The 20366-nt window shown below is 30.3% G+C and carries 17 protein-coding genes; 12 read left to right on the top strand and 5 right to left on the bottom strand.

Annotated elements, in window-relative coordinates; translation table 11 throughout:
• Window positions 1–46: 46 nt before the first annotated feature.
• The 4 genes from L3X37_RS09830 to L3X37_RS09815 all read left to right on the top strand — a co-directional run bounded on the left by L3X37_RS09830 (window position 47) and on the right by L3X37_RS09815 (window position 3364).
• A complete protein-coding gene (locus L3X37_RS09830; RefSeq protein ID WP_237240006.1) occupies window positions 47–1246 on the top strand; it encodes an alanine dehydrogenase in 1200 nt (399 codons plus the stop codon).
• Between the two features lie 34 nt (window positions 1247–1280).
• Complete coding sequence (locus L3X37_RS09825) at window positions 1281–1631, top strand: hypothetical protein (protein WP_237240005.1); 351 nt, start codon at window positions 1281–1283, stop codon at window positions 1629–1631.
• Entirely contained in the window at window positions 1628–2221 is a 594-nt protein-coding gene (locus L3X37_RS09820; RefSeq protein WP_237240004.1) for a sugar transferase, read from the top strand. The genes L3X37_RS09825 and L3X37_RS09820 overlap by 4 nt, the downstream gene beginning before the upstream one ends.
• Window positions 2222–2308: 87 nt before the next feature.
• Window positions 2309–3364 (top strand): SDR family NAD(P)-dependent oxidoreductase, encoded by a 1056-nt coding sequence (locus tag L3X37_RS09815; protein WP_237240003.1) that lies wholly within the window; start codon window positions 2309–2311, stop codon window positions 3362–3364.
• Here the strand turns inward: L3X37_RS09815 and L3X37_RS09810 are convergent, their stop codons facing one another.
• Window positions 3365–4543: a proline dehydrogenase family protein gene (locus L3X37_RS09810; RefSeq protein ID WP_237240002.1), complete on the bottom strand. Its 1179-nt coding sequence runs from the start codon at window positions 4541–4543 to the stop codon at window positions 3365–3367. It lies immediately after the preceding gene.
• Between the two features lie 97 nt (window positions 4544–4640).
• On the opposite strand from L3X37_RS09810, the gene aroB reads away from it, so the two are divergent.
• The 3 genes from aroB (at window position 4641) to L3X37_RS09795 (ending at window position 6838) form a co-directional block, all read left to right on the top strand.
• Window positions 4641–5708: a 3-dehydroquinate synthase gene (aroB, locus tag L3X37_RS09805; RefSeq protein WP_237240001.1), complete on the top strand. Its 1068-nt coding sequence runs from the start codon at window positions 4641–4643 to the stop codon at window positions 5706–5708.
• Between the two features lie 180 nt (window positions 5709–5888).
• Entirely contained in the window at window positions 5889–6047 is a 159-nt protein-coding gene (locus L3X37_RS09800; RefSeq protein ID WP_237240000.1) for a hypothetical protein, read from the top strand.
• 44 nt (window positions 6048–6091) lie between these two features.
• Window positions 6092–6838, top strand: a complete 747-nt coding sequence (locus L3X37_RS09795) for a tyrosine-protein phosphatase (RefSeq protein WP_237239999.1) — start codon at window positions 6092–6094, stop codon at window positions 6836–6838.
• On the opposite strand, the gene L3X37_RS09790 is transcribed toward L3X37_RS09795, so the two are convergent.
• The 4 genes from L3X37_RS09790 to L3X37_RS09775 are packed head-to-tail and all read right to left on the bottom strand — an operon-like array spanning window position 6835 to window position 13159.
• Window positions 6835–9216, bottom strand: coding sequence for a GumC family protein (locus L3X37_RS09790; protein WP_237239998.1), 2382 nt, complete (start codon window positions 9214–9216; stop codon window positions 6835–6837). The genes L3X37_RS09795 and L3X37_RS09790 overlap by 4 nt on opposite strands.
• Before the next feature lie 8 nt (window positions 9217–9224).
• Entirely contained in the window at window positions 9225–10028 is an 804-nt protein-coding gene (locus tag L3X37_RS09785; RefSeq protein ID WP_237239997.1) for a polysaccharide biosynthesis/export family protein, read from the bottom strand.
• Window positions 10029–10070: 42 nt separating this feature from the next.
• Window positions 10071–12032, bottom strand: a complete 1962-nt coding sequence (locus L3X37_RS09780; protein ID WP_237239996.1) for a polysaccharide biosynthesis protein — start codon at window positions 12030–12032, stop codon at window positions 10071–10073.
• Window positions 12029–13159, bottom strand: a complete 1131-nt coding sequence (locus tag L3X37_RS09775) for an aminotransferase class I/II-fold pyridoxal phosphate-dependent enzyme (protein WP_237239995.1) — start codon at window positions 13157–13159, stop codon at window positions 12029–12031. The genes L3X37_RS09780 and L3X37_RS09775 overlap by 4 nt, the downstream gene beginning before the upstream one ends.
• A gap of 676 nt (window positions 13160–13835) precedes the next feature.
• Here L3X37_RS09775 and L3X37_RS09770 point away from each other — a divergent pair.
• The 5 genes from L3X37_RS09770 (at window position 13836) to L3X37_RS09750 (ending at window position 20317) form a co-directional block, all read left to right on the top strand.
• Window positions 13836–14834, top strand: a complete 999-nt coding sequence (locus tag L3X37_RS09770) for an SDR family oxidoreductase (RefSeq protein ID WP_237239994.1) — start codon at window positions 13836–13838, stop codon at window positions 14832–14834.
• A 246-nt stretch (window positions 14835–15080) separates the two neighbouring features.
• Complete coding sequence (locus tag L3X37_RS09765) at window positions 15081–16460, top strand: nucleotide sugar dehydrogenase (RefSeq protein ID WP_237239993.1); 1380 nt, start codon at window positions 15081–15083, stop codon at window positions 16458–16460.
• Between the two features lie 7 nt (window positions 16461–16467).
• Window positions 16468–17748 carry a nucleotide sugar dehydrogenase gene (locus tag L3X37_RS09760; RefSeq protein ID WP_237239992.1) on the top strand — a complete coding sequence of 427 codons (1281 nt, stop codon included), beginning with the start codon at window positions 16468–16470 and terminating at the stop codon, window positions 17746–17748.
• Window positions 17749–17788: 40 nt separating this feature from the next.
• Window positions 17789–19315, top strand: a complete 1527-nt coding sequence (locus L3X37_RS09755) for an oligosaccharide flippase family protein (protein WP_237239991.1) — start codon at window positions 17789–17791, stop codon at window positions 19313–19315.
• A gap of 75 nt (window positions 19316–19390) precedes the next feature.
• Window positions 19391–20317 (top strand): glycosyltransferase family 2 protein, encoded by a 927-nt coding sequence (locus L3X37_RS09750; RefSeq protein WP_237239990.1) that lies wholly within the window; start codon window positions 19391–19393, stop codon window positions 20315–20317.
• Window positions 20318–20366: the final 49 nt, after the last annotated feature.

The following is a 20366-nucleotide window of genomic DNA, read 5'->3' as shown; positions in this document are numbered from 1 at the left end:
CAATCAGAATTTATTCGTAATTTGATTTTTATTTAACAATCTGAACATGTCAAAATCTTTATCACCTTTCACAAAACAGCAACTTTTACCTCAAGAAGAAATGCTTGAAATACACAAGCGTAAAGGCGAGCTTTTTATTGGAATTCCTAAAGAAACAGCTTATCAAGAAAAGCGTGTGTGTTTAACGCCTGATGCTGTATCGGCTCTTGTTTATAACGGACATAAAGTTTTAATAGAAGCTGGAGCTGGTGATGGCGCTAATTTTAGTGATAAAGATTATAGTGAAGCTGGAGCAGAAATAACAAAAGACACAGCAAAAGTTTTTTCTTGCCCAATGATATTAAAGGTAGAGCCACCAAGCATTGACCAAATAAAATTATTAAATCCGCAAGCCATACTTATTTCTGCTTTGCAACTTAAAACACAAGAAAAAAAGTATTTTGAAGCTTTAGCATCTAAGCGCATTACTGCGTTGGCGTTTGAGTTTATTAGAGATGATGACGGTACATATCCTGCTGTACGGTCTTTAAGCGAAATTGCTGGAACAGCTTCAACACTTATTGCCGCAGAATTGCTGTCAAATAGTAAAGATGGCAACGGATTGATGTTTGGTAACATTAGTGGTGTTCCTCCTGTTGAAGTAGTTATTCTTGGAGCAGGAACCGTTGGCGAATTTGCAGCTAGAAGTGCCATTGGCTTAGGCGCCAACGTTAAAATATTTGATAATTCTATTACAAAATTACGAAGCATACAAACTAATCTTGGTCGCCCGCTTTTTACATCAACGTTACAACCAAAAAATTTAACCAAAGCTTTAAAACGTTGTGATGTGGCTATTGGTGCTGTTCGCGGAAAAAACAGATCACCAATTATTGTATCTGAAGCTATGGTGCAACACATGAAAAAAGGCGCTGTTATTATTGACGTAAGTATTGATATGGGTGGTTGTTTTGAAACTAGCGAAGTTACAACACACAAAAAACCAACGTTTATAAAACATAATGTGGTGCATTATTGTGTGCCTAACATACCAGCCAAATATTCCAGAACAGCTTCGGTTTCTATCAGTAATATTTTTACACCTTACTTGTTAAAAATAGCCGAAGAAGGTGGTATTGAAAATTCTTTAAGATTTGATAGAGGTTTAAAAAATGGGTTGTATTTTTACCACGGGATTTTAACCAGCAAGCCTGTTGGTGAATGGTTCGATTTAAAATATAGCGATATCAATTTACTTATTTTTTAAAACCAGCATCCTATAAAACAACAACTATTTTTAAATGAAATTAATACAACGTATTGGTTATTATTTGGGCGGATTCTCATTAGGGCTAATTATTCTCGCGTTTTTTTTAAATGGCAAAAAAGTGTCCTGTGATTATGGTCCAGAGGCAAGAGTTTTAAAAAACATCAACCTAAAAACTATAGAATATAGTACCAGCACACCAATAGATACTACAGCAATACAGCATGTTTTAAAAGAAGGAGATATTAATTTCTCTGAAAGCAATACACGACAAAAACCATGTGGCTTATACATAATTGAAGGTCATTATAATGAAAAAGAAATTAAACTTACTGTTGAAAATTGCGATAGTATTGCTAAAATAACTAATTATATAGCCGAATGATAAAACGTCTTTTCGATTTAGTTTTTTCATTTATTGGGTTACTCCTCCTCGCTCCTATTCTTCTTCTAATTGCTATTTTAATTAAACTAGATTCCAAAGGTCCAATTTTATTTATTCAAAATCGTGTGGGGAAGAATAATGTTGATTTCAACATATATAAATTCCGAACCATGCGTATTAAATCTGAAAAAGATGGTTTGTTAACGCTTGGTAATAATGACTCACGAGTTACAAAAGTTGGCTATTTTTTAAGGCGCTATAAAATAGATGAATTTCCACAACTAATAAATGTTTTAAAAGGCGACATGAGTTTCGTTGGTCCAAGGCCAGAATTGCGTTATTATGTAAATTTTTATAATGATGACGATATGAAAATATTTAAAGTTAGACCTGGCATTACAGGTTTAGCATCATTAAAATACAGAAACGAAGTTGAACTCTTAAAAGCTGCCGATAATCCTGAAGATTTTTTTATCAAAACTATAATACCAGATAAACTAAAGTTTAATAAGAAATATATTGAAAAACAAAGTTTCTTTTTTGATATGAAACTGATTTTAATGACTATTGTTAAGGTAATTACAAAGTAGAATAGATTTGCTTCAAAAGGTAATTATTCATACTTTGCAAATGTAATTTATCCACCAAAATCTACATTTTACCGAAATTAAAAGTTAATGAATAATTCTACCCTAAATCATATTAAACAATTAATTGCAGATTCAGGATTAATTCATTCAAAAACTAATTCAAAAAAAAAATATCCAAATTTAGATTTTTCAAACGACACGATTCTAATAACTGGTGCTGCAGGATCCATTGGTGCTGAACTCACAAAACAACTTGTTGATTGTAATTATAAAAAGCTTATACTGGTTGATATAGCAGAATCTCCTTTGTATGAACTTCAAAAAGAATTAGAAAACAAATCACAGCACGTAGAATTTATTTTATTAAATATTACCGAAAAAGAATCTCTAAACTATTTATTTAAAACTCATAAACCCACACTTATTTTTCATACTGCCGCATACAAACATGTGCCATTAATGGAATCTAACCCGTATGAGGCTGTAAAACTTAATATTATTGGCACTAAACTTTTAGCAGATTTATCAATTACACATAGCGTTAAAAAATTTATTTTTATTTCTACCGATAAGGCAGTAAACCCTATTAGCGTTATGGGGATGACTAAACGTATCGCTGAGTACTATTTATTAAATTTAAATATTGAAGAAAAAACTAAATTTATTATTACTCGATTTGGAAATATATTTGGCTCAAACGGTTCGGTTGTTCCATTATTCATTAGTCAAATTAATTCTGGTAAACCGCTTACAGTTACAAACAAAAATATATCACGCTATTTTATTTGCAAGGGCGAAGCTTGTAATTTAATATTAAAAATTGCAACTTTCAAAAATTTTGAATCATCTATTTTTACTTTTAATATGGGTAATCCCATTAAAATATTGGATTTAGCCAAAGTTTTAATTACATTTTTTGATGGGGAAATAGATATAAAAATTACTAATATTCGCCCTGGAGAAAAATTACATGAAGATATAATTTCAATTGATGAAACTTTAGTAGCAACAGCTCATAAAGAAATTATGCAAGTAAAAAGAAAAAAGGATATTTTACCTAATATAAGTTTTGATGCGCTTTTTAAAATAACACCTTACAATTCTAATTCGGAAATAAAAAAAATACTTAAAACTTATTTATAGTTACTTTAGTTTTCTGCGCTTTTTCTCTTTGCGTAGCAGATTAAGTTCTCTGCTAGTTTGACCTCCTACCGATGTGTTTTCTTCAGCACGTCTTATTAAATAAGGCATAACATCCTTTACGGGTCCAAAAGGCATGTATTTAGCAACATTATAGCCTTTATCTGCTAAATTATAACTTATATGGTCGCTCATACCGTATAATTGGCCAAACCAAACTCTAGAATCGTTATTTCTTAATCCGCGTTCTTGCATTAATTGCATTAATAAATACGAACTCTCTTCATTGTGTGTCCCAGCAAATAAGGCAATGTCTTTTAAATTATCTAAAACATATTTTAATCCTGCATCAAAATTTATATCAGTTTCTTCTTTATTCTTACAAATAGGCGACTTATACCCTTTTTCTTCCGCGCGTTCATTTTCTTTTTCCATATATGCACCACGTACCAGCTTATATCCCAAATAAAACCCTTTTTCTTTAGCTAATGCATGCTGTTGTTTTAAAAACTCTAGCCTGTCGTGTCTATACATTTGCAATGTGTTAAAAACAATAGGCTTTTCAATATTGTACTTTTCCATCATCTGCGTTATCAAATCATCAGCTGCTTTTTGCATCCAACTTTCCTCAGCATCAATTAAAATAGTAATATCATTTTCTTTTGATTTTTTACAAACAATATCAAATCTGTTTACAACTCTATCCCACTCTTCTTGCTCCATTTCTGTTAAAGCTTCACCTCTACTCAGTTTTTCGTATAAATAAAATCTCCCAAAACCAGTTGGTTTAAAAACAGCTATAGGAATGGCATCAATTTCTTTGGCAAAATCTATAATTTTAAGAACCACCTTTAATGCAGCATCAAATTGGGTTACATTTTCTTTGCCTTCAACTGAATAATCCAAAACTGCACTCACCCCTTTTTCGTACATCCTATCAATAACAGGTAAACAATCCTCTTCATTAACACCACCACAGAAATGATCGAAAACTGTAGATCGAATTAGTCCTTCAACAGGCAAATTAGCCTTGAGTGCAAAGTTTGTGGCTGCAGTTCCAATTTTCACCAAAGGTTCAATAGAAATCATTTTAAACAAAAAATAGGCGCGTTCTAATTCAGAATCACTCTTAAGTGCAAACGCTATTTCGGTATTTTCAAAAATAGAGTCAGTTTTTTGCATTATCTTTAAAATTTTGCACAAATATAATTAAGAGTTAGTTATCATTTTATATAAAATCTCCTTAATTTCACCGCTACAATTATTAGTTATATTTTTCATGAAATCTATCACTGCAAATGATTCTATAATTCATTTTAATGAAGCTTGCTATACAGCTTTAAATGAACACCTTAAGGTCAACAATTTTTCTAAAATTTTCATTTTAGTTGATGAGAATACTTACGAGTATTGCTTGCCAAATTTTTTAGAGAAACTAGAAAGTAATGCTTTAGTTGAAATTATAGAAATTGAAGCTGGAGAAGAACACAAAACCATAGACACCTGTTCTGGTGTTTGGAATTCATTATCTGAATTGAACGCTGATAGAAAAAGTTTATTAATTAATGTTGGCGGTGGGGTGATTACAGATTTAGGCGGTTTTGTTGCCTCTACCTTTAAAAGGGGTATTGCTTATATAAATGTACCAACTTCTTTATTATCTATGGTTGACGCCTCTGTTGGAGGAAAAACGGGTGTAGATTTAGGGGCTTTAAAAAATCAAATAGGTGTTATAAGTACTCCCGATTTAGTGCTTATTGACACAACTTTTTTGCAAACACTACCACAAAACCAAATGCGATCTGGTTTAGCTGAAATGTTAAAACATGGCTTAATTAGTGATGAAAACTATTGGAATAAATTTAAAGATTTATCTAAACTTAGCTTAGAAGATTTGGATGAATTGATTTACGAATCTGTTATTATTAAAAAAAATGTAGTTGAAGAAGATCCTTTTGAAAACGGTCTTAGAAAAACATTAAATTTTGGGCACACCCTTGGGCATGCTATTGAATCCTATTTCTTAAGTCATCAAAATAAAAAAGAGCTATTACACGGAGAAGCCATTATTGTTGGAATGATTCTGGCTAGCTATATTTCTACAGAATTGGTTGGTTTTCCTAGAAAAACAACTGAAGAAATTAAAACCTTGTTTTTAAGCTATTACGATAAAGTTGCTATTGATAAAAGTGAATATAAAAGTATTATAGACTTATTAAAATATGACAAGAAAAATAACCATGGCAATATAAATTTTGTACTCCTTGAAAAGATTGGAAAACCAAAAATTGACTGCTTAGTTGATGATAGCATTATAATTGATGCTTTTGAATTTTATGAGAGTTAAATATATATTTTTGTAATTTTATAATTATCAACCAAAATTTTTATTACGAAAGGAATTATAGTTGATTATAAAAAACTAACTCCAAAAGTTTTAAATCTTTTAGCAGAGAAATATCCTGATGGTTATGGAGATGATGATGTTTATTACCTTTGACAACCATAGAAACGAAACTATTAGCCATTGAAGTTAAAACAGCCCGATGCTGTCTATTTAGTAAAAGTAAATAATAAATTGCATTACACAATGACTAATTTTAATAGTGATAATATTGAGATTAACGATTTAGGAAATATTGTTGTAGATACTAATGCTATTGAACCTAATATTTTTAGAGATTAATAAGAATAAAACACTTTTATCTTTTAACTAACCTACTTTAAATAATGTTTCATTTTTTTTCTAAAAAAGTATTCCTCAAAGATTTATTAGAAGATTTTGTTGATATACATTCTCATATATTACCAGGAATTGATGATGGTGCAAAAAACACTTCAGAATCTATAGAGCTAATTAAAGGTATGCAAGCATTGGGTGTTAAGCAATTTATGCCAACGCCTCATGTAATGCAAGATTTTTATCCTAATACTGATGAAACAATTGGTGATGCTTATCAACAATTATTAGATGCTTTAGATTCTAAAATACTGTCAGAAATTACAATAAATCCTGCTGCAGAATATATGCTAGACGATAGCTTTCAAAAACAACTAGATACTCAAGAATTATTTACACTAAAAGGAAATTATTTATTGATAGAGATGTCTTATTTTCAGCCTCCAATTAATTTAGAAGAGATCATTTTTAAAATTAAAATGAAGGGCTATTTACCAATTTTGGCACATCCAGAGCGCTATTCGTTTTATCATAACACTAAGGGTTATTATAAAAAACTAAAACAATTAGGCTGTTTTTTTCAGCTTAATCTGTTATCATTAAGCGATCATTACGGTAATAGTGTAGAAAAAACTGCTAGCTACTTGTTAGAAGAACAACTAATCGATTTTGTTGCTACAGATACACACAATAAAAACCACATAAAAAAGCTTTCTAACTTAACTCTCGATAAGAGTTTAGTTAAAAAGCTACCAATTATTGTTGAGAAAACCTGTAATACGTTTTCAGTTATTTAAGTGCGTCTTCTAAAAAAACCTTTCTTTTCTTTGGCGCCGTAGTATCCGTATTTAGCACCATATCCAAAATTAGATTGTTTAACATCGTTAACAACTAGCATCATACCATTTAGTTTATTTTCAGCATGTAATTCTTTCGCGAAATTTAGAATACGTGTTTCAGTATAGTCAGCACGAGTCATGTAAATTGTATGTCCTGCATATTGACTAAACAATAGTGTATCGGTAACTAACATTGATGGCGCAGTATCAACAATTACATAGTCGTATTGCTCTGAAACCTTATCAAAAAGCGGTTTCATTCTATCACTCATTAACAATTCTGCTGGATTTGGTGGCACTTTACCAGATAATAAAACGTCTAGCTTATTGCCATTGATTTCATAAGTATTAATAGCCTCACCAACTATTATAGATTTATCAACTAAATATTCTGTTAGTCCAACTTTAGCTAAATCTTTTTTATTCTGACTATCAAGTCCTAAAATCAATTTTGGATTTCTAATATCTGCTCCTATTAACAACACCCTCTTATCTGTATTGGCAAGTGTTAACGCCATATTCATACTAAAAAAAGATTTTCCTTCGCCATTAATAGTTGACGTAACAAAAATTACATTATCATAATTCTCTACTTTTCTTGCTCTTTTAATATAATCAAAATTTGTTCTTATTATCCTAAAAGATTCTGAAAGTATTGAACGATCATTTCTTTTTACTAAAACATTATTGCCTTTTACTTTTGGTATTTCACCTAAAACAGTGATGTTTTTTATTTCTTTTTCTAAATCTTCTTTATTATGGATTTTTGTATCTAACAGATTTTTAGTGTAAAAAATTAAGAACGGAATTAATAGACCTAAGAATATTGCACTTGCATAAGCAATTTGTTTATTTGGTGATATAGGTCCACCAGCACTATTATATGCTTCATCAATAATTTTAGCACTGGGCGATGTAGCAGTTAAAGAGATTGTTGCTTCTTCTCGTTTCTCAAGTAAATATAAATATAATGATTCTTTAATACCTTGCGAACGTTCAATTGACCTTAATCTTCGTTCTTGCCCAGGAACTCCTAATATTTTGGAGTTAATTCTTCTAGATTGACTTTCTAAACTTCCGATTTGAATTCTTAAAGATTTGCTTGAATTATTAATACTTTGTTGGAGGTCTTGCCTCACATTAGCAATAGATTGATTTAATTGTAGAACATTAGGATGCTGCTCACCAGCACTTTTTAAAAGTGTTCTTCTAGTCTCAAGTAATTGGTTATATCTGGCAGATAAAGCACTAATTGCTGGATCTCCTGCTCCCAAATTTGAGGGAATTGAACTATATTTTGCGCTATCATCACCAAGTGTTTCTTTTACAAAATTAAGCTGACTTAGTTGCATTTTGGTTGCATCCAATTGTTGCTCGTTAGCCACACTTGAGTTTAAAAATTGTCCAGCTTCTGAAGCTACGTCTGTGATTTTATTTCCTGTTTTAAAGCGCACAATGCTATCGTCTACATTTACTAAATCTGATGCTATTAACTCAACACGTTCATCAATAAAGTCTGCTGTGCTTTTTGATATTTCGTTTTTCTTTTGAATAGCAAAATCGTTATACTCATGTATTAGCGTATTAACAATATCTTTAGCCTTTTCTATAACGGGATCTACTAAACTGACTTGAACAACTTTGGAAGATTTTTTAATTGGCGCTATAGATATTCTATCCTTTAAAGATTCGGCCAAAGATTCTGCTTTTACAATATTTATTCTAATATTGCTACCAACGCTATTTTCAATATTTTCTTTTTTTGGAGTTATAATAATACCTCCAAACGATGTTGGTATGGTTTCTCCAAAAGCATGTCTTTTTGCTGTGCCATCTTCTTTAGTTCGGTAATTAAAATCCGTAGCCGAAAGAATTTCTACATAAAAATTAAAATTGGTATTGTTGATTATAGAGTCTGATTCAATAAAATTGACAACTATCGGAGTGTTTTTATATAATTCAGATTCATAAATCCTGCCTTTAACATAATATCTAACATTTAAGGTTAACTCTTTTACAATATTTCTAAGAAAGCTTCTGGATTTTATAACTTCTATTTCATCCTCAACCATAGCGTCTTCCTTCTCAGAGAAAATAGACAAATCTTTTAGTGCACCCGCTGAGTTGTCTTTATCATCTAAAAGCATAATTTTGGCAACAGCTAAATATTTTGGAGTTGTGTATCGTAAACTTATGTATGTTAATACAAAACTTATTAGCAAGCTTAAAACAAACCATTTCCATTGTTTTAAATAAACAGATAAGGTTTTCTTAAGATTAAAATTAAAATCTTCAGAATTATCATTCGATAAATTATTATTCGGTAATAAAGCCATTTCTAATTCTAATTTCTAGTTACAAATATTAGTGCGGTAGTTAAGAGAAAAGAAGTTATACTAATTATTGTACCTATTCTTGTGTCTCCTGAGGCAACACTTATTGCCGAATTATTTGGTTCAACGTAAACATAATCATTTTGTGCTAAAAAATAAACAGGAGAATTAAAAACTTCTTTTGTAGTTAAATCTATTCTTGAAACCGTTTTTGTACCATTAAAATCTCTAACAACCATAACATTATCCCTTCTACCTTTTATGGTTAATCCACCTGCCATACCTAACGCTTCTAAAATGGATACTCTTTCACCAGATACAGGGTAAACACCTGGAGATCTAACTTCTCCATCAATAGTAATTCTATAATTTAAAAGACGTAGAATAACTACAGGGTCCTTTAATAACTTGCCTTCAGCAAATTTTTTCTTAATCAGTGCTTTTGCTTCTTCTGTTGTTAAACCTACTAATTTAATTTTTCCTAAAACCGGGAAATCTATATTTCCTTCCACATCAATAAGATAATCTATAAAGTTAGCACCTCCGCCTCCGCCACCTTGTCTAACAATATTATATGGGCTTGCAGGATCAATTATATTACCTTCAGGAGTAGTACTTGATAAAACAGAAATATAAATATTTAATATATCTCCAACTTTAAGCTTTGCTGTAAAAGTGTCAGTATCAACAATGGTCTCAAAATCTTTTGCGTTCTGAAAGTATACAATATCTTGTCGTGTTTTACAAGAAGTAAAAAATAAACTAATTACAACGCTCGTTATGAGTAACCTGCGTCTTGAAAAAGGTTTAATCATATTTTTAAACATTTGGGGAAAGTAATAAAATTTACTTATTTATTAAAGACTGATATAACTTTTATCTGATTTGTCGTCAGATGATAAGCCTTTAACCTTTTTGTAAATTTGAACTCTTTTATCGAATTTTTCGTAATCGGAATTATTAGATTTATATTCAGGGATTAAGTTTTTCATTTTCATAACGATATTGCTGTTTTGAAAACGATTGGTAATGCATAACTCCTCAATCTCAGATTTAACTCTATTATATTCTAATGCTCTGGTTTTGCTTATCATTATCTTTTTGTGGTAAGTAGACAATGTGTTTTCACCATTTGCTAATAACTCCTCATAAAGTTTTTCACCTGGGCGTAATCCAGAAATTTCAATATCGATATCTTCTGGAAATCTTAACCCAGATAATTTTATCATATTTTTAGCAAGGTCATAAATTTTCACAGATTCACCCATGTCAAAAATGAAAATTTCACCACCTTTGCCCATAGTACCTGCTTCTAATACTAATTGGGAAGCTTCTGGTATCGTCATAAAATAACGCGTTATATCTTTATGTGTTAGAGTTAATGGACCACCATTCTCTATTTGTTTCTTAAATAAAGGAATAACAGATCCGTTAGACCCTAAAACATTACCAAAACGTGTTGTTATAAACTTGGTTTTGCTTTCCTTTTGAAGGCAACTAATATACATTTCTGCCATACGCTTAGTTGCTCCCATTACACTTGTAGGGTTAACTGCTTTATCAGTAGATATAAATACAAACTTTTTAACATCATAACGTGATGCTGTGTCTGCTAGTATTTTAGTTCCGTTCACATTTATTTTTATAGCCTCGTAAGGAGACCTTTCCATTAATGGCACATGCTTATATGCTGCAGCATGAAAAACCATTGTTGGCTTATAGTCTTGAAAAAGACTATCAATTCTCAAACCATCTCTAATATCTGCTACTATAGTACTAATCATACTTTCTTCTTTGCCGCTTCGCTTTAAATCTTGCTGTAAATCGTATAAGGCAGATTCAGCTTGATCAACAAGAATTAACATTTTTACATCAAAATTCGCTAATTGCTTTACTAACTCACTACCGATAGATCCTGCAGCACCAGTAACTAATATAGTTTCACCATTAAATTCATTTAATAAATTCGGGTTATCTATTTCAATTGGAGCACGACCTAAAAGATCTTCAATTTGAACCTGTTTTATTTGTTTAGCACTTAATTCGCCATTAATCCATTTTTCAATTGGTGGCACTTTAGTTACCTTAATATCTAAATCAATCAAACTATCAATTAAGTTTAGTAAATTATTTGAATCTATAGTTTGAGTTGCAACTACAATTTCATCAATAGCATTAGATTCTATATATGCTTTTGTAACTTTATTTTTTGGAAAAATTGGAACACCATTGATAGATTTACCGTTCTTTTTAATATCATCATCTATAAAACCAACAATACTAAACCTGGAGCTTAAATTACTAAGCAATGCATTGTATGTGATAATACCTGAATCTCCAGCACCATATATGAGCACTCTTTTGGACGCTGTTAATTTACATTTTAATGCTTTATAAACCATTTTGAAGAGCAATCTACTAGAGCTTAATACAACAAAACTGAGTAATGCATGCATTACTATGATAGAAAGAGGGATAGTAAATTCTGGAATTATGTTTGTTATTCTGTTAAATAAAACAAATATAACGGCAAGTAAAGACATTAGTGTAACCGATTTAAATAAGTTAACTACATCTGTAAAACCGGTGTGCCTTATAACACTTTTAAATGAACCTATAATTAAAAAACTAAAAGTAGCAATTACCAATAAAAAAGGAATTTGAAATAAAAATTGATTTATATCAAAATCTAATGTAAAATTGAATCTTATTAAATAAGTTGCAAAAAATGCTAGCATTACTATTGCTAAATCAATGGCCAATACAAGCCATTTAGAAGCGTACTTTTGAGAGTAATAAGTAAAGTAATTCTTCATCATAAGTTTGGGGTTTTTGTAATTATATTCAGAACACGTTCTAAATCTTCTTGTGTTAAATTAGAGCCACTTGGTAAACAAAGCCCATTATTAAATAAGTTTTCAGAAGTACCATCAGTATAAGACAAATAGTCCTTAAATACTGGTTGCATGTGCATTGGTTTCCACAATGGTCTTGACTCAATATCATCTTGTTGCAGTGCAAGTCTTATTTCTTCGCGCATTGCAAAAGAGTTTGTTTTAATGCAAGTAATCCATCTATTTGAAAAGAAACCTTTTGGTTCATCTAAAAATTCTATTGTGTTGAATTTTGATAAATTAGCTTTATAAAAATTGTAATTTTTTCTTCTAGCTGCTACCCTATCATCAATAACTTCCATTTGCCCTCTTCCTATCCCTGCCAATACATTACTCATTCTATAATTAAACCCAATAGACGAATGTTCGTAATGAGGCGCATTGTCTCTTGCTTGGGTAGATAAAAAAACAGCCTTATTTTTTAATTCTTTGTTCTTTGTTATTAGAGCTCCTCCACCAGAAGTCGTTATAATTTTATTTCCGTTAAAAGATAAAATACCTACGTCTGCTAATGTTCCACATGCTTGGTCATTATAAGTGCTTCCTAATGCTTCAGCGCTATCTTCAACTACAGGAATTCCATATCTTTTTGCAATATCATTTATTTCTTTTGCTTTATATGGCATACCATATAGATGAACTGCAATTATAGCTTTAGGTTTTTTGTATTTTTCTATTCTATCTTTAATAGCAATCTCTAATAATTCAGGAGACATATTCCAAGTATCAGACTCGCTATCAATAAATATTGGAGTTGCCCCTTGATATACAATAGGATTGGCTGAAGCCGAAAACGTAAAACTTTGACACAATACTTCATGTCCTTTTGATACATCTAACAACTGTAATGCCAAATGTATAGCAGCTGTACCAGAACTTAGAGCAGCAACTTCATTATTACCTCCTAAATAGCCCTTTATGTCATTCTCAAAACCATCAACATTTCGTCCTAACGGAGCTATCCAATTTGTATCAAAAGCTTGATTAACAAATTTTTGCTCAGATCCTCCCATGTGAGGTGATGATAAATATATTTTAGTTTTGGTTAGCATTACTATATCTTAATTATTCTTTAATTTTATCGCATAATAAACTAAGGCAGGTAATTAAACCACCTAAATACAAATTTAAAATGTCTTTTTGCGAATCCCTCACATACAAAAAATCGAATCATTCTCATAATTTATAGCTCATTTGTTTTTTCATAATTCAAGTATAACTTTAAAAAATCATATCAATCTTTCAAAGGATTAATACTTAGAGGGTTTTTAGGTTACTGTAAATTATACTTTTATTAAATTAATGTGCTATTAATCAATTCAATTTTAAAATATGGTGTAAATTTAGCAATTGTTTTAATTTATAAACTATGTTAAGGCTTTAATTCGCTAAAAGAGTAATAAAAATCGGCTAAATACAATACCCTTTTTCATTGGTAGAGAAACTATGCTGATTGTCGATTTTATGTTTTTAAGATTTTGAAAAAGTTCCTCTTGAGCAAGCAAGTTTTTATGATTTCATGATTTTAACATTATAGTGAATTATTTTTCATAACAAGTCATTTTTAATTTATTTTTTTACTTGAAATTATTTGGCTTAATCGATGTTTTTAACAAAAAACTGAATTTCGTCGGTAAAAAAGAGGTATTGATATAAATTGTTAACTGTGTTACATTTATTTTTTTCATATTTGCGTTGCTATTAATAATTCACAACCCCCAAATTTAAATGACTACACAGCAGATTAAAATATTACAAGAAAAAAAGGTGCTTGTAACTGGAGGCGCTGGCTTTATTGGATCTAACCTATGCGAAGCCTTATTAGATAACAACATACAAGTTATATGCTTAGATAATTTTTCTACAGGAAAAAGAATTAATATTGAACCTTTTTTAGGTAACATCAATTTCAACCTAATTGAAGGCGATATAAGAAATTTAGCAGATTGTCACAAAGCTTGTAGTGGTGTAGATTTTGTATTGCATCAAGCGGCTTTAGGTTCTGTGCCTAGATCTATTAACGACCCCATTACAACTAACGATGTAAATGTTTCTGGTTTTTTAAACATGCTAGTTGCAGCGCGAGATGCAAATGTTAAAAGGTTTGTTTACGCCGCGAGTTCTTCTACTTATGGTGACCACGAAGCATTACCTAAGGTAGAAGCCATTATTGGGAAACCTTTATCACCTTATGCTATTACCAAATATGTTAATGAATTGTATGCTGATATATTTAAAAACACATATAATTTTGATACGATTGGTTTACGCTATTTTAATGTTTTTGGCAAAAGACAAGATCCTAATGGTGCTTACGCAGCTGTAATTCCAAAATTTGTGCAACAGTTTATAAGTCATGAATCACCAGTAATAAATGGAGACGGAAGTTATTCAAGAGACTTTACCTATATTGATAATGTTGTACAAATGAATATAAATGCTATTACAACTAATAATGAAAAAGCTCTTAATAATGTTTATAACGTTGCATACGGCGAAAGAACAACTTTACTAGAATTAGCCACATTATTAAAAACATATTTATCAGAATTTGACAATTCTATAAAGAATATTGAAATTAAGCATAGAAATAATAGAATTGGAGATATCCCTCACTCTTTAGCTTCTATTGATAAAGCAAAACAATTATTAGATTACAATCCAAAATACAATATTAACAATGGCTTAAAAGAAGCTGTTAATTGGTATTGGAAAAATTTAAAATAATCTTAAAATTTTAAAACTATTATCTGATAACACTCTTTATTTTTGTTATAAATAAGTTAAATTAAAAATCAAAATAATCGACGAAATGATTGTTTTTTACGATAAATCGCATAGATTTGCGATATAACACAGCTGCAAAGGTAAGAAATTAATTATTTAAAGGAATTTTTATTTACGCCCATTAAAATAATTAAAACAACCTTTAGTAGTAGCATAAAAAAATATTATAGAAAATAAATTAAGTAAATGTCAATAAAAAATATTTGTTGTATTGGAGCAGGCTATGTAGGTGGCCCAACAATGGCTGTTATAGCAAAAAACAACCCGCATATAAACATTACTATCGTTGATATTAATGCAGATCGAATTGCAGCTTGGAATGATTCAGACCTTTCTAAATTGCCAATTTTTGAACCAGGGCTATCTGAAATAGTGAAGGCAACGAGAAACAAAAATTTGTTTTTTTCTACAGATATTAACACTGCCATAGATAAGTCTGAAATGATTTTCATCTCTGTAAACACACCAACTAAAACTTATGGTAAAGGAAAAGGTATGGCTGCAGACTTAAAGTATATAGAACTGTGCGCGCGAAATATTGCAGAAATTGCAAAAACAGATAAAATTGTAGTTGAAAAATCTACACTACCTGTTAGAACAGCTGAAGCTATTAAAAGTATATTAGATAACTCAGGTAGTGATGTTAAGTTTGATATTCTATCAAATCCAGAATTTTTAGCTGAAGGTACTGCTATTGAAGACTTACTAAACCCAGATCGTGTTTTAATTGGGGGTGAATCTGATTATGCAATAGAAAGTCTTGCTAGTATATATGCAAGTTGGGTTCCTGAAGATAAAATACTTAGAACTAATGTATGGTCATCTGAATTGTCAAAATTAACAGCAAACGCTTTTTTGGCTCAGCGTATTTCTTCTATCAATTCTATATCAGAAATATGTGAACATACTGAAGCTAATGTAAATGAAGTCGCAAAAGCTATAGGGATGGATTCAAGAATAGGTTCTAAATTTTTAAAAGCGTCTGTTGGCTTTGGGGGGTCTTGTTTTCAAAAAGACATATTAAACCTTGTTTATATTGCAAAAAGCTATAATTTAAATGAAGTTGCTGATTATTGGGAGCAAGTTATAATAATGAATGATCATCAAAAACGCAGATTTTCTGATCGTTTAATAAAAACACTTTATAATACAGTCTCTGGTAAAAAAATAAGTATGTTAGGTTGGTCTTTTAAAAAAGACACTAACGATACTAGGGAGTCTGCAGCTATTTATGTTGCAGATCATCTATTAAGTGAGCAAGCAAAAATTTCAGTTTACGACCCAAAAGTATCTTCCAGGAAAATTCAAACAGATTTAAATTATTTAGGAACTAGAACTGAAGAAGAAAACAAGGAAGGTGTTGAATGTGTTGATTCTCCATATGATGCACTAGTTGATGCTCATGCAATAGCCATTATGACAGAGTGGGATGAGTTTAAAACCTATGATTGGGAAACTATATATACTAAAATGAAAAAACCTGCCTTTATATTTGATGGCAGAAATTTGTTAGATAAATCCGAGATGATTAAAATCGGATTTGAATATTATTCAATAGGTCAATAATTAATTTATGAGTAAAGATAAAATTGCCATTATAGGTTTAGGCTACGTTGGACTTCCACTAGCTAGATTATTTGCAACAAAATATAATGTTGTTGGGTTCGATATTAATAAATCTCGAGTTAAAAAATTATCAAAGGGAATTGATTCTACTATGGAAGTTGAGTCAACTGTTTTAAAATCAGTTTTAAAGACCTCTAATGATGGTGAGATTGGTTTATTTTGTTCTTCAAATATTGAAGATATAAAAGATTGCAACTATTATGTTGTTACTGTTCCAACTCCAATAGACAAAAATAATAGACCAGATTTAACACCTCTATATAAATCTAGCGAAACAGTTGCTAAGGTTTTAAAAAAGGGAGATATTGTTATATACGAATCTACAGTATATCCTGGAGTTACAGAAGATGAATGTGTTCCTGTTCTTGAGAAGATAAGTGGATTAAAATTTAATATAGATTTTTATGCTGGGTACTCCCCAGAGCGAATTAATCCTGGAGATAAACTACATACTGTAGATAAAATACTTAAAGTTACCGCGGGTTCTACTCCAGAAATCGGTAAAAAAGTCGATGCATTATATGCAAGTGTTATAAGTGCTGGAACACATTTAGCACCAACTATTAAAGTTGCAGAAGCAGCAAAAGTTATTGAGAATTCACAACGTGATATAAATATTGCATTTGTAAATGAGCTTGCTAAAATTTTCAACCTAATGGATATTGATACGCATGATGTGTTAGAAGCCGCAGGAACTAAATGGAATTTTTTGCCATTTAAACCTGGTCTTGTAGGAGGACATTGTATTGGTGTAGATCCCTACTATTTAGCGCAAAAAGCTCAAGAAGTTGGGTATCATCCAGAAATTATTTTGGCAGGTCGTCGCGTAAATGATAGCATGGGGCAATATGTAGCTTCTGAAATTATTAAACTAATGGTACAAAAAGATATAAGAATTAAAGAGGCAAATATATTAGCTTTAGGCATTACATTTAAAGAGAATTGCCCAGATGTAAGAAATACCAAAGCAGTTGATGTTATTAATCAACTAAAAAGCTACGGGACAGACGTTACCATTTACGATCCTTGGGCAAGTCCTGAAGAGGTAAAACATGAATACAACTTAGAAACTGTTCAAAAATTACCTAATAAAACTTTTGATGCCATAGTATTAACAGTGGCACATAAAGAATTTCTTAAAGTGGATTTAAAATCATTATTAAATCCAAATGGGGTTTTATATGATGTAAAGGGCGTTTTAAAAGAATATGTAAATGGAAGATTATAAAACTATTAGCATTTAATACTATCAACTAAAACCAACAATTTTGAGCCAAATAAAAAAAGGAGCAGCCTTAAATTATTTAACACTTTTCCTAACCAATATTGTGGGTTTAGTAATGACTCCTTTTATTTTAAACCATTTAGGCAAAGAAGAATATGGGATTTATTTAACTATGGGCGCACTAGTTGGAACAATTTCTTTATTAGACTTTGGTCTTAATAATACTGTTGTACGATTTGTTGCTAAATATAGAGCAGAAAAAGACAGAAAGGGAGAAGAAAACTTTTTAGCAACTACAATGCTCATTTATTCAGTCATTTCTACATTGGTAGTAATTATTGGTGTCATTTTTTATGGCAATCTTGACACATATTTCACCAAAATGACTTCGGAAGAGATTGAGATTGCTAGAGTGATTTTTGGTATTTTTATTTTTAATCTAGCTGTTGGATTACCTGGTGGTACGCTTACAGGTATATGTCTGGGTTATGAAGACTTTGTATTTCCTAAATCATTAAATATAATAAGATATGTTTTAAGATCTGTTGCAGTTATAGGAGTACTTCTTTTTGGTGGTAAGGCTATTGCACTGGTTATTGTTGATACTATTTTTAATATCCTAATTATATTAATTACTGGCTATTATGTTTTTAGAAAATTAAAGGTGAAAATAAAACTTCATTTCTTCTCTACTAAATACATTAGGCAAATTTTTAGCTATTCAACTTGGATTTTTGTTTTTGCAATAGTATCAATGTTTCAATGGCAAGCAGGTCATTGGGTTTTAGGTAGAATAAGCACTCCAGGTGTATTGAGTATATACGGCATAGGGATAGTTCTAGGCACTTACTATGGCGCCTTTTCGTCCGCTATATCTAGTGTTTTTTTACCTAGAGCAACAAAAATGAATGTTGATAATGCTTCTGGAGAAGAATTAACTGATATGATGATTAAAATAGGTAGATTGTCTTTTATTATTCTAATGCTTATTTTAACGGGGTTTTTATTATTTGGTAAACAATTTATTAATCTATGGGTTGGTGAGGAACTAGGAATAGAGGGCTGTTTTCAAGTTTGGATAATTGCCGTTATGATTATGTTTGGTTATACCTTACCTCTAATACAAAGTTTTGGCAAATCAATTTTAGAAGCAAAAGCAAAATTAAGGTTCAGAGCGATAGTATATTTAACTTTTATGTTGTTAGGAACCGTTTTAGGAGGTTTTTTAGCTTACAATCATGGAGCAATTGGTATGGTAGTAGGATCTGTAATTGGTTGGTTTATAATTCAAATAATCATGAATTTTTATTTCCATAACAAAATAGGCATAAATATTATCAGGTTTTTCAAACAACTTTCTCAAAAAACTATACTGACTGTTTTACTAATATTTGCAATTGGTTACACCTTAAATTTTATACCTGGATCTGGATGGGTGAATTTTATTATAAAAGGCGTTATTTACTCTTTAGCTTATGGAGTTATAATGTATACTTTAGGTACTGTTGAATTTGAAAAAGAATTATTAAAAAAAACCATTTCGGATATACTAACTAGGATTAAAAAATAAAAAAATATTGATTGAAATAAATATAAATAATAAGAACTATTCTTAATTTACTCCAAAAAAATCTAAAACTGTAATATGCTCGTCTCTGTAATTATACCTACCTATAGAAGAAGTTTGAGGTTACCAATAGCTATAGATAGTGTTATAAACCAAACATATAACGATATTGAGATAATTGTTGTTGATGACAATAACCATGATGACTATCGCAAGAATACGAAAAAAAGTTTGCTCCCGTATTTAGAAAAAAATCAAATTATATATATAGAGCATCCGTTCAATGCAGGAGGTTGTGCAGCAAGAAATACAGGAGCAAAACATTCTAAAGGGGAGTATATAGCATTTTTAGATGATGATGATTTTTACGAACCAGAAAAAATAGAACTTCAAATTGATTTTTTAAAAAAAAACAAAAACCTTGATGCATGTATGTGTTCTATGTTTAGAATTAATGAAAATAAAAAAAAAATTGTGTCTAGGGAAAATCTTGCTAGAGGGGTTTCTTTGAAAGAAGCCATTTTAGATGGTAATTTATTTACATCAATGCTGCTTATAAAGAAGCAAGTTTTTTACAGTTTAAATGGGTTTTCAGAGATATCAAGATTTCAGGATAAATTTTTTCATTATAAATTCTTAGAAAAAAACTATAAAATAGGTATTTTGGACAAACAGCTACTTACTTTAGTTGAACACTCTGATTTTCGTATTTCATTATCTGCTATTGAAAAAATAGCAGTCGCTTTAGATAAGTTACGCAAATTTGAAAAAAAACATCATAATTTATTTTCAAAGAAAGAATGGAAATATTTAGCACATCGCTTTTACTATAATAAAGCTTATAATTTTTGTCAAGGTAATTTTAGGCAAAAAATAAAAGGTTTAGCAAATATTTTAACATCCATAAAATATTACACGGGTGATTTTAATGTTACTAAAATTTTTTTAAAATCTATTTCACCAAATTTTATCTTAAAGCAAAAAAATAATCAAAAAGCAACTTGATTTAGCTAATATGGTTTTGTTTTCTATATCTTGTATTTTATTTAACACA

This window comes from Wocania arenilitoris, assembly GCF_021728535.1.
In the GTDB taxonomy this organism is placed as follows: Bacteria; Bacteroidota; Bacteroidia; order Flavobacteriales; family Flavobacteriaceae; genus Wocania_A; species Wocania_A arenilitoris.
Note: the sequence above shows the minus strand (reverse complement) of the source record. Positions and strands in the feature narration are given on the sequence as shown.

What these genes read in the sequence shown, in the direction of transcription:
- L3X37_RS09780 (WP_237239996.1), bottom strand. Translation starts at nt 12,032, where the DNA reads ATGATGAAGAATTACTTTACTTATTACTCTCAAAAGTACGCTTCTAAA.
- L3X37_RS09765 (WP_237239993.1), top strand. Translation starts at nt 15,081, where the DNA reads ATGTCAATAAAAAATATTTGTTGTATTGGAGCAGGCTATGTAGGTGGC.
- L3X37_RS09810 (WP_237240002.1), bottom strand. Translation starts at nt 4,543, where the DNA reads ATGCAAAAAACTGACTCTATTTTTGAAAATACCGAAATAGCGTTTGCA.
- L3X37_RS09775 (WP_237239995.1), bottom strand. Translation starts at nt 13,159, where the DNA reads ATGCTAACCAAAACTAAAATATATTTATCATCACCTCACATGGGAGGA.
- L3X37_RS09750 (WP_237239990.1), top strand. Translation starts at nt 19,391, where the DNA reads ATGCTCGTCTCTGTAATTATACCTACCTATAGAAGAAGTTTGAGGTTA.
- aroB (WP_237240001.1), top strand. Translation starts at nt 4,641, where the DNA reads ATGAAATCTATCACTGCAAATGATTCTATAATTCATTTTAATGAAGCT.
- L3X37_RS09785 (WP_237239997.1), bottom strand. Translation starts at nt 10,028, where the DNA reads ATGATTAAACCTTTTTCAAGACGCAGGTTACTCATAACGAGCGTTGTA.
- L3X37_RS09815 (WP_237240003.1), top strand. Translation starts at nt 2,309, where the DNA reads ATGAATAATTCTACCCTAAATCATATTAAACAATTAATTGCAGATTCA.
- L3X37_RS09760 (WP_237239992.1), top strand. Translation starts at nt 16,468, where the DNA reads ATGAGTAAAGATAAAATTGCCATTATAGGTTTAGGCTACGTTGGACTT.
- L3X37_RS09825 (WP_237240005.1), top strand. Translation starts at nt 1,281, where the DNA reads ATGAAATTAATACAACGTATTGGTTATTATTTGGGCGGATTCTCATTA.
- L3X37_RS09795 (WP_237239999.1), top strand. Translation starts at nt 6,092, where the DNA reads ATGTTTCATTTTTTTTCTAAAAAAGTATTCCTCAAAGATTTATTAGAA.
- L3X37_RS09790 (WP_237239998.1), bottom strand. Translation starts at nt 9,216, where the DNA reads ATGGCTTTATTACCGAATAATAATTTATCGAATGATAATTCTGAAGAT.
- L3X37_RS09820 (WP_237240004.1), top strand. Translation starts at nt 1,628, where the DNA reads ATGATAAAACGTCTTTTCGATTTAGTTTTTTCATTTATTGGGTTACTC.
- L3X37_RS09830 (WP_237240006.1), top strand. Translation starts at nt 47, where the DNA reads ATGTCAAAATCTTTATCACCTTTCACAAAACAGCAACTTTTACCTCAA.
- L3X37_RS09770 (WP_237239994.1), top strand. Translation starts at nt 13,836, where the DNA reads ATGACTACACAGCAGATTAAAATATTACAAGAAAAAAAGGTGCTTGTA.